Below are 8718 nucleotides of genomic sequence, written 5' to 3' on the forward strand. Positions count from 1 at the left end.
AGATTCCCTATCACGCTCGTGCCTCGCTGTCGGGAGTGACGATTTCAAAGCATAAAAAAACGGAGACCGAAGTCTCCGTTTTCTAAAGCTTATGTATGACTTTCTCTGTTACGAGAAAGGGGGATGATTACATCATGCCGCCCATGCCCCCCATACCGCCCATGCCACCCATATCAGGCATTGCAGGGCCAGAATCTTGTGGCTTATCAGTGATCATCGCTTCTGTTGTGATCATAAGACCAGCAACGGATGCTGCGAACTGAAGTGCAGAACGAGTTACCTTAGTTGGATCTAGGATACCCATTGTAATCATGTCGCCGTATTCGCCAGTAGCCGCGTTGTAACCGTAGTTACCTTCGCCAGCACGAACATTGTTAGCAACAACAGACTCTTCATCACCTGCGTTCTTAGTGATTTGACGAATAGGCGCTTCCATTGCACGTAGTGCAACACGGATACCTACGTTTTGCTCTTCGTTGTCGCCTTCAAGGCCAGCAACTTTAGATGCAGCGCGGATAAGTGCAACACCACCACCAGCAACCACACCTTCTTCAACAGCAGCGCGAGTTGCGTGAAGTGCATCTTCTACGCGGTCTTTCTTCTCTTTCATCTCAACTTCAGTTGCAGCGCCTACTTTGATTACTGCAACACCGCCAGCTAGCTTAGCTACGCGCTCTTGAAGTTTTTCTTTATCGTAGTCAGACGTTGCATCTTCGATTTGTTGACGAATTTGAGAAACGCGACCTTTGATCATCACTTCATCGCCCGCACCATCAATGATAGTTGAGTTTTCTTTGGTGATAGTAATGCGCTTAGCTTGACCTAGGTCTTCTAGCGTTACTTTTTCAAGGTCTAGGCCAATCTCTTCAGAGATAACCGTGCCGCCCGTTAGGATTGCGATGTCTTGCAGCATAGATTTACGACGGTCGCCGAAACCAGGTGCTTTAACTGCAGCCACTTTAACGATGCCGCGCATGTTGTTCACAACAAGAGTTGCTAGTGCTTCGCCTTCTACATCTTCAGCGATGATAAGAAGTGGACGAGATGCCTTAGCAACTGCTTCTAGAGTCGGAAGAAGTTCACGGATGTTCGACACTTTCTTGTCGATTAGAAGAATGAATGGGCTTTCAAGATCAACAGAACCGGCTTCTTGGTTGTTGATGAAGTAAGGAGATAGGTAACCGCGGTCGAACTGCATACCTTCAACTACGTCTAGCTCGTCTTGCAGAGCCTGACCTTCTTCAACCGTGATAACGCCATCACGACCTACTTTTTCCATCGCTTCAGCAATGATGTTACCCACTGTCGAATCAGAGTTCGCAGAGATAGTACCTACTTGCGCGATAGCTTTCGTGTCTGAACAAGGAACAGAAAGGTTCTTCAGCTCTTCAACAGCTGCGATAACCGCTTTGTCGATGCCGCGCTTAAGATCCATTGGGTTCATGCCAGCAGCAACGGCTTTTAGGCCTTCAGCAATAATAGACTGAGCCAATACTGTTGCTGTCGTTGTTCCATCGCCCGCCGCGTCATTCGCTTGCGAAGCCACTTCTTTAACCATTTGTGCGCCCATGTTTTGGAACTTGTCTTCAAGTTCGATTTCACGTGCAACTGAAACACCATCTTTCGTGATCGTTGGTGCGCCAAATGATTTGTCTAGAACAACGTTACGGCCTTTAGGACCTAGCGTTACTTTTACTGCGTCAGCCAGAACGTTTACACCTTCTAGCATTTTAATACGTGCGTCGTTACCAAATTTAACGTCTTTAGCAGCCATCTTAATTTCCTTTAAAATTCTTTATTCAGTCAGTTCAGTTTGATGGGTCGGATTACTCAACGATCGCCATGATGTCGTTTTCAGACATGATCAGAACTTCTTTGCCGTCGATCTTTTCAGTTTTAGTGCCGTAGCCTTCAGAGAAGATAACGGTATCGCCAACTTTAACGTCCAATGGTTGTACTGAACCATTTTCTAGAATGCGGCCTTTACCAACAGCTAGAATAGTACCGCGCGTTGATTTTTCAGCGGCAGAACCTGTTAGAACGATGCCACCAGCAGATTTAGATTCAACTTCTTGGCGCTCAACGATAACTCGGTCGTGTAGAGGACGGATATTCATCGGTCGTATCTCCTGATAATTTCCATTTAATATGATAGTTGCCACGATTGGCATGGGGTTAAAGAGTATGTTGGGGCGATGTGGAAGAACCCAAGGGGGGAAAGAAAAAATTGTGATCGAAAGAGCAGATTCTCACCCCTCATCTTTCCTTGCTTTTCGTTTACTCGTATCCCACATCTGTTTATCCTACGGTTTTAGTTCCAACGGCGTTTTACATGCAAGATAAGCATGGGCTTCTCACGGCCCCGATAGCACAGACTCTACGCACCATGACCATACCGACTATCTTCGGCATGGTGGCGATCTTGATGTTTAACCTTGTCGATACTTTCTTTATCTCATTGCTCGGCACACAAGCACTCGCAGCGGTGAGCTTTACCTTCCCAGTCACCTTCGCCATAAACTGCATTACCATGGGCATAGGCATTGGCTTGTCGACATGTATTGGAAGATTACTTGGCCAAGGTTGCGCGCAAAATGCAGCTCGCTTTACTTGTCACGGTTTATTACTTGCGGTGCTTCTTGTTGGTTTTGCATCAACTCTGGGGCTTGTAACACTTGAACCCATGTTTGCCTTATTGGGGGCAGAACCCGAGTTACTGCCACTGATATCCGAGTACATGTCGGTTTGGTATTTAGCGATACCGCTGCTTGTTATTCCTATGGCAGGCAACAGCGCAATACGAGCCAGTGGCGACACCAAAACACCCGCCAAGATTATGATGCTGGCCGGCCTTATTAACGGCATTCTCGACCCGCTGCTGATCTTCGGTTACGGTCCTTTCCCAGAGCTAGGGATTCAGGGCGCAGCCATTGCCAGTGGCTTCAGTTGGTTTGGTGCGTTATGTGGTTCACTGTATGTGTTATCCATACGAGCAAAACTGCTTGCTCCGCCCAAACTAAAAAGCATCATCGATGACTGGAAACAGATCTTAACCATCGGCACACCCGCTGCTCTTTCTAATGCTCTGAACCCACTTGCTGGCGCCATAATCATGATGATGTTAGCCAAACAAGGAACAGAAGCAGTGGCAGCTTACGGAGCTGCCCAGCGTATTGAATCAATTTTGATCATCGTGTTGATGTCTTTAACTTCTGCCCTCACGCCTTTCATGGCACAGAACTTTGGCGCTGATAATCCACAGCGTAGTTTCAAAGCTCTGTTCTTAAGCATGCGCTTTGCGGTGATGTTCCAAGGTTTGATTTTCTTAATGATGGTGCCATTGAGCATCCCTTTAGCCGCCCTATTTTCTCAAGAAGAGTCTGTGCGAGGCATCTTGTGGCATTACTTGTTAGTTGTCCCCTTTAGCTATGGATTCCAAGGCATTGTAATGATGCTGCTCAGCGCGATGAATGCCATGCATCAACCACTCAAAGCCTTTCAATGGAGCTTCATGCGCCTGTTCGTATTTACATTGCCGTTTGCTTGGATAGGCAGCCAAATTGATGGCGTCGAAGGGTTGTTTATCGGCTTAGCATTAGGGAACATCATGGGGGGTATTTCAGGGTATTTGTTTGCGCTTCGTGTGAGAGCTCAAGCTAGCAAATAACTCTCTGTTATTGCCTACAGCGAGGGACGAGCGTGATAGGGAATCTCTCTTTATGTATGACAAGCTATACTAAACATAAGATTCCAGATATTTCGTTCCTCAATTCTGGAATGACGGGATAAGAAGGTAACGAGTAAACGATAATCTATTCCTCAAACTCCAGATACAAAAAAACGGCTACACTCACGCGCAGCCGTTCTAGTATTCAATGAAAGTTAAAACTATTTATCTAAAACAGTAACTACTTAACGATCACGTCACCTGACATTTCAACTGGGATATCAATACCAGACAGAGAAAGCATCGTTGGTGCAAGATCAGACAGTTTACCGCCTTCTTTGAACTCAACGTCTTTACTACCTACGTAGATAAGTGGCACTGGTAGGTTAGTGTGTGCAGTGTGGATGCCGCCCGTTTCTGGGTTTACCATCATTTCCGCGTTACCGTGGTCAGCGGTGATAAGCAGTTGGCCATCGGCTTCTTTGATTGCTTCAACCACTTTGCCAAGACATTCGTCTAGCGACTCTACCGCTTTAACCGCTGCATCGTAAACGCCAGTGTGGCCAACCATGTCACAGTTAGGGAAGTTACACACGATAGCGTCGTATTTGCCGCCTTTGATTGCTGCAACTAGCTTTTCAGTTAGCTCTGGCGCGCTCATTTCTGGTTGCAGGTCGTACGTTGCTACTTTTGGAGAAGCAACAAGCTGACGCTCTTCGCCTTCAAACTCGTCTTCTTTGCCGCCGTTGAAGAAGAACGTCACGTGCGCGTATTTCTCTGTTTCAGAGATACGTAGCTGCGTTTTGCCTTCTTTCGATAGCCATTCACCGTAGGTGTTCTCTAGAGAAGCCGGTGGGAATGCACATAGAAGAGGAATATCTGCTGCGTATTGAGTTAGCATCACGAAATCGATCGCTGGGAATGCGTTACGAGCAAAACCATCGAAATCAGGAACGAATGCACGTGTGATTTCACGAGCACGGTCAGCACGGTAGTTCATGAAGATAACCGCATCGCCATCAACGATAGCGGCAGACTCTTCGCCTTCCGCTTTAATTTCAGTCGCTTTCACGAACTCATCGTTTTCGTCACGAGCGTAAGCCGCTTCTAGGCCAGCTACTGCAGTGTCGAATGTGAACTCTGCTTTTGCTTGAGTCAGCAGGTCGTAAGATTCTTGAACGCGATCCCAGTTGTTATCACGGTCCATTGCGTAGTAACGACCAATAAGCGAAGCAACACGACCTTTACCTAGCTTAGCGAATAGCTCTTGGAAACGTGCAAGTGTGTTTTCTGCGCTACGTGGCGGTGTATCACGACCGTCTAGGAATGCGTGTAGGTAAATTTTCTCTGCGCCACGCTCTGCTGCCATTTCAACAGCTGCATAGATGTGATCTTCATGAGAGTGAACGCCACCTGGAGACATAAGGCCCATGATGTGCACTGCTTTATCAGCTTTCACCGCTTTATCAACCGCATTCACTAGCGCTTCAGTTTGGCCGAACTCTCCATCTGAAATTGACTTAGTAATACGAGTAAGATCTTGATATACCACACGACCCGCACCGATGTTGGTGTGACCCACTTCAGAGTTACCCATTTGGCCATCAGGTAGGCCTACATCTAAGCCAGAAGCCGAGATTAGCGTGTTAGGTTGGTTAGCAATAAGACCGTCTAATACAGGTGTATTAGCGTTCGCGATAGCGTTGTCTTGGTTGTCTTCACGGTAACCGTAACCGTCAAGGATCACTAGAGCCATTGGCTTCTTAGCTGACATAGGACTGACCTCGTTCAATTCAAAATAAATCGGTATAAAAACAAATTAGCGTAATTTTACTACAGTTTACAGTCAAAACTGTAGCGGAAGATCAAGAAACGTCGCAGGTAGGATGATCGGATATGAAAAAAAGCGTCACTTAATGAATAAAGTCAGCGACATGATATCGCTGATAACTTACAGGTGCAGTGCAATTAAGGCACGAATCTAGATTACTAATAGGTTGAAATCACACCACAAGTGATACGTCACACCCTATCTCCGCACCTTTGCCTAAGAACATAATGACCAAGTACTGTGCGATACTGCAGCCTGATGAGGTTAGATCTCTGCACACCCCCACTCTGGGAAGTGCTTGCGCACGTAGGTATTCAAGTCTTTTTCTGATGAAGAGTAGACACGGCCTTCTTCTTTTTCATCCGATACCGATTCAACCATACCCGCACCTACTGTCACATTATTATGACGGTCAATCACAATGAATGACCCAGTTTGTGGTAGTGTTTGGTAAGTATCAACAGCAATTTTGTCCGTCAATACAATCTCAGACAAAGCAATCTCGTTAAGGTCTAACGTTTCACTCTCTTTGGCGTGCTGTTTTAATGTATTGACATCAATTTTATGAGGGATGCCAGTCACTTTACCAACACAAGATTTGGTCGCAAACTTAAAGATGTACTCTTTATGCGTACGCATTGGGTTCTCACCCATCCATACGATATGAGCATTGACCTTATTGGTGACTTTTGGCTCATGACCGTTGTGCACCAGCATATCACCCCGTGACACATCAATCTCATCTTCAAGAATTAACGTGATCGCTTGACCAGGACGTGCGGTATCCAGATCACCATCAAAGGTATAAATCGACTTTACTCGAGAGCTCTTACCTGATGGCAGCGCTGTCACTTCATCGCCCACTTGCACCAAACCAGACGCAAGCGTGCCACAGAAACCACGGAAGTTTAGATTAGGGCGATTCACGTATTGCACTGGAAAGCGCATATGTTCGAGGTCTTTATCTTGGTCAATTTTGACGGTTTCAAGCAGCTTCATCAGCGTTGCACCTGGATACCAATCCATCACCTCACTTGATTTCACCACGTTGTCTCCGTTCAGGGCTGAAATCGGCACAAAACGGATATCATCGATGTTGAAGTTCTTTGCCATTTCACGGTAATCAGCCTTAATCTTCTGATACACCTCTTGACTATAGTCCATCAAGTCCATTTTATTGACAGCGACAATGATGTGCTTAATACCCAACAAGCTACAGATATAGCTGTGACGGCGGGTTTGTGTCTGAATACCGTAACGAGCATCAACCATTACAATCGCTAACTCACAAGTAGAAGCGCCCGTCACCATATTACGCGTGTACTGCTCGTGTCCTGGAGTATCAGCGATGATGAACTTGCGCTTATCCGTTGAAAAGTAGCGGTATGCTACATCAATCGTAATACCTTGCTCTCGTTCTGACTGCAGACCATCCACCAAAAGCGCCAGATCAAAATCACCATCGGTGGTGTTAAATTTCTGAGAGTCTTTCTCAATCGCTGCCATTTGGTCTTCGTAAATCAACTTTGAATCATAAAGCAGACGACCAATCAATGTCGACTTACCATCATCAACGTTACCGCAAGTGAGGAAGCGCAATAAATCTTTGTTTTCATGAACTTTCAGATATGCTTCGATATCCGTTGCGATAAGCTCTGAGCTGTGAGACATATCGTTCTCCTAATCTTCTTTTCAGGCTTCAATGCCCTGTATAATTGGGTTGTCTACTCGAATGCTTTGCACTCTAGAGTATGGGAGCCTTAGCTCCACATCGCAGAAAGTGACTGTGTACCTTCTGCAATTACATTTCATTTAATGAGCGTAATACGCTGACAACGTGTTGATGAAATTTTGCTTGTCATCGAGCGTTAACGCGTTAATGCCTGCGGCTGCTTTACGGCCACCACCTGTGGCAAACGACGAGCAGATATCATCGGCCCCAACACGGTGGTTTAATGGTGCACGTACGCTCACCGTGTAATCTTGCTCGCTCGCGTTTAGCGTTAATACTGCATGCGCTAAGTCAGGGCTTTGATTTGCAAGCTCGTTTCCAAACACACCACTAATGCGCCTTGCCCAAGCTTCACACGGTAGCTCAAACACTTTACATTGGGTATCCGAGTAAGTTGGCGTGATGCTCAACACTTGGTTACGGTCTAGCTCGTAGCCTTTCTTCAGTGTGTGATACGGCGAGTTATCGTCATCGAGTAGCGATAGCGGATCGACGTAGCCAATGAGTTGCAAATAGAGCGCTGCTGGCTCTATGTGTAAATCGCTCAGCGTTGCACCATAACCGTTATAGTTAATCAAAGTACCTAACTCTTTTAAGAACTCGATCTCTGATTCGCTCAGGCCAATCTCTTGTGCCAACTTCTGGGCAGAAGAAAATAGGTTATCACCAAATGCCGCAGCCACAGCCCACTTAGCGTGTTTACCGCCTAGCCGTTGGTTAATCAATAAACTGGTGCAGATTTCCGCATCAAGATTGATTAATACGTCAAGGTTTTCAGATTTTGGGATATCGCCACTACGATGATGGTCGCAGTAGAAAACTTTGACGTTGTTGCGTAGCAGTGCTGCAAGATCTGGTAAATTCTTCTCCATGGATATATCCAGCACCGTCACTGATCTGGCGTTGTCGATATCCACTTGTTTTAACAATTTGATGTCGCGCTTCACACCGGTAGTCAAAGTGGACTCTTTTGGCTCAGCGAATCGCAATTGCAGTAGTGCAATGATTCCATCTGCATCACCATTAAATACGTCATAATGCATTAATACTGCCCTCCTAACTGCAAGTAACCTTTTTTCTCAAGTTCAGCTACGACAAAATCCGCGCAAGCTTCAATAGATAGCTCTGCAGTATGCAGATGGATTTCAGGATTCACCGGTGCTTGGTATTCTGAGTCGATGCCTGTGAAGTGTTTAATCTCACCGGCACGTGCTTTCTTGTAGAGCCCTTTAGGGTCGCGTGCTTCACACACCTCTAGCGGGGTATCGACAAACACTTCAAGAAATTCACCTTCAGTTACCAATTCACGCACTTGTTGGCGATCAGAAATAAACGGTGAGATAAACGCAGTTAACACAATATTGCCCGCATCAACAAACAGCTTAGCTACCTCACCGATGCGGCGGATATTTTCAATGCGGTCTGAATCTGAAAAACCTAAATCTTGATTGAGGCCATGACGCACATTATCGCCATCAAGCAGATAAC

7 protein-coding genes are annotated in these 8718 nt (G+C 46.1%); 1 reads left to right on the top strand and 6 read right to left on the bottom strand.

Annotation, left to right across the window (positions count from 1 at the left end):
• Nucleotides 1–127 precede the first annotated feature (127 nt).
• Together groL and AB4653_RS02900 are read right to left on the bottom strand one after the other, a co-directional pair.
• Complete coding sequence (gene groL / locus AB4653_RS02895) at nucleotides 128–1774, bottom strand: chaperonin GroEL (RefSeq protein WP_009847924.1); 1647 nt, start codon at nucleotides 1772–1774, stop codon at nucleotides 128–130.
• Between the two features lie 52 nt (nucleotides 1775–1826).
• Nucleotides 1827–2117 carry a co-chaperone GroES gene (locus tag AB4653_RS02900; protein ID WP_004733324.1) on the bottom strand — a complete coding sequence of 97 codons (291 nt, stop codon included), beginning with the start codon at nucleotides 2115–2117 and terminating at the stop codon, nucleotides 1827–1829.
• 215 nt (nucleotides 2118–2332) lie between these two features.
• On the opposite strand from AB4653_RS02900, the gene AB4653_RS02905 reads away from it, so the two are divergent.
• Complete coding sequence (locus AB4653_RS02905) at nucleotides 2333–3667, top strand: MATE family efflux transporter (protein WP_102257564.1); 1335 nt, start codon at nucleotides 2333–2335, stop codon at nucleotides 3665–3667.
• Between the two features lie 241 nt (nucleotides 3668–3908).
• On the opposite strand, the gene gpmM is transcribed toward AB4653_RS02905, so the two are convergent.
• The 4 genes from gpmM to cysC form a co-directional block, all read right to left on the bottom strand.
• A complete protein-coding gene (gene gpmM, locus AB4653_RS02910; protein WP_009847926.1) occupies nucleotides 3909–5441 on the bottom strand; it encodes a 2,3-bisphosphoglycerate-independent phosphoglycerate mutase in 1533 nt (510 codons plus the stop codon).
• Nucleotides 5442–5762: 321 nt separating this feature from the next.
• The gene (gene cysN / locus AB4653_RS02915; protein ID WP_009847927.1) at nucleotides 5763–7169 is read right to left on the bottom strand and encodes a sulfate adenylyltransferase subunit CysN; all 1407 of its coding nucleotides are present in this window, start codon (nucleotides 7167–7169) and stop codon (nucleotides 5763–5765) included.
• A 141-nt stretch (nucleotides 7170–7310) separates the two neighbouring features.
• Nucleotides 7311–8273, bottom strand: a complete 963-nt coding sequence (locus AB4653_RS02920; RefSeq protein WP_009847928.1) for a hypothetical protein — start codon at nucleotides 8271–8273, stop codon at nucleotides 7311–7313.
• Nucleotides 8273–8718 (bottom strand): adenylyl-sulfate kinase (cysC, locus tag AB4653_RS02925; protein WP_372103295.1); only part of this gene is annotated, 446 nt, incomplete at its 5' end. The genes cysC and AB4653_RS02920, both read right to left, overlap by 1 nt.

Source organism: Vibrio sp. 10N.222.48.A3 (genome assembly GCF_041475345.1).
Lineage (GTDB): Bacteria > Pseudomonadota > Gammaproteobacteria > Enterobacterales > Vibrionaceae > Vibrio > Vibrio tasmaniensis_A.

Bases quoted from the DNA above. Each gene is read 5' to 3' on its own strand.
- AB4653_RS02920 (WP_009847928.1), bottom strand. From the start codon at position 8,273: ATGCATTATGACGTATTTAATGGTGATGCAGATGGAATCATTGCACTA.
- AB4653_RS02905 (WP_102257564.1), top strand. From the start codon at position 2,333: ATGCAAGATAAGCATGGGCTTCTCACGGCCCCGATAGCACAGACTCTA.
- AB4653_RS02900 (WP_004733324.1), bottom strand. From the start codon at position 2,117: ATGAATATCCGTCCTCTACACGACCGAGTTATCGTTGAGCGCCAAGAA.
- gpmM (WP_009847926.1), bottom strand. From the start codon at position 5,441: ATGTCAGCTAAGAAGCCAATGGCTCTAGTGATCCTTGACGGTTACGGT.
- cysN (WP_009847927.1), bottom strand. From the start codon at position 7,169: ATGTCTCACAGCTCAGAGCTTATCGCAACGGATATCGAAGCATATCTG.
- groL (WP_009847924.1), bottom strand. From the start codon at position 1,774: ATGGCTGCTAAAGACGTTAAATTTGGTAACGACGCACGTATTAAAATG.